The sequence below is a fragment of the Vibrio sp. Vb1026 genome (genome assembly GCF_033338745.1).
In the GTDB taxonomy this organism is placed as follows: Bacteria; Pseudomonadota; Gammaproteobacteria; order Enterobacterales; family Vibrionaceae; genus Vibrio; species Vibrio alginolyticus.
This window is the reverse complement of record NZ_JAWOTH010000204.1, coordinates 1-1,043: the sequence shown is the minus strand read 5'-3', so window position 1 is coordinate 1,043 and position 1,043 is coordinate 1. Positions and strand designations below refer to the sequence as shown.

Genomic DNA, 1,043 nt, shown 5'->3' with positions numbered 1-1,043 from the left:
TAAATTTTAAATATTTGGCCTTGCGGTTTCATGAGTTGATGGTGGTAAGTGAGGCAAGGTGACTTGTGGTTGTTCACCTGTCAGAGAGCGTAAGAATTCAGTGATTTTGGTGGACTCTTCTTTTGTTAGCTTTTGACCAAGTTGCAGATCGGCCATCATTTCTACCGCTTCTTGAAGATCCCAAACAGACCCGTCATGGAAGTACGGGTAGGTTAATTCTACGTTACGTAAGGTTGGGACTTTGAAGACGAACTTATCGAAATCACTTCCGGTAATGGCTTTGCGGCCAACATCTGGGTTGTCTGTCGCAAATGGCTTCACTAACCCCATTTTTTGATACATTTGTCCGCCCGCTAATGGCCCGTTGTGACAAGCAGTACAGCCTTTGTCTTTAAACAGTTGATAGCCTTCCACTTGTGCAGTAGTGAGTGCGTCGTCGTTACCTTTCAACCATAAATCGAATGGAGAGTTTGGCGTACGCAGCGTTTGTTCAAATGTTGCGATAGCATCGGTCACGTTATCAATGGTGATGTTGTCGCTGCCATAAGCTTGTTGAAACCACTTGCGGTATTGAGGGATAGATTGAAGAGTGTCGACCGCGAGTTGGTGGGTAAATGCCATTTCCAATGGGTTTTCGATAGGGCGTGCGGCTTGCTCTTGCAGATCTTTCGCTCGCCCATTCCAAAATTGAACGAAATTCAAATCTGAATTAAACACCGTAGGTGAGTTGATTGGACCAATTGACCATTTGTGACCAATTGAGCTTGGTAAGTTATCAACGCCACCTTTAGCGATGTTATGGCAAGAATTACAAGAAATGGTGTTCGACGCCGACAGTCTCGGTTCAAACCACAGCGTTTTACCCAATTCAATCTTTTTACTGTCGAGCCCAGAAATGGGTTCGATGACCTTGATGGGTTCGTTGGATTGACGTTCAGCATGGGCACCGAAAGACAATATAGATAAAACACTCACTGCGATAAGAGTTTTCATAATAACTTCCTTTTGATGTGATTTTCGACTCTCACTAGAGCGGCGCACTT

1 protein-coding gene is annotated in these 1,043 nt (G+C 44.5%); it reads right to left on the bottom strand.

Annotated elements, in window-relative coordinates; translation table 11 throughout:
- Positions 1-6: 6 nt before the first annotated feature.
- Complete coding sequence (locus R7E47_RS25320) at positions 7-993, bottom strand: cytochrome-c peroxidase (RefSeq protein WP_318085568.1); 987 nt, start codon at positions 991-993, stop codon at positions 7-9.
- Between the last annotated feature and the right edge of the window lie 50 nt (positions 994-1,043).

What these genes read in the sequence shown, in the direction of transcription:
- R7E47_RS25320 (WP_318085568.1), bottom strand. Translation starts at nt 993, where the DNA reads ATGAAAACTCTTATCGCAGTGAGTGTTTTATCTATATTGTCTTTCGGT.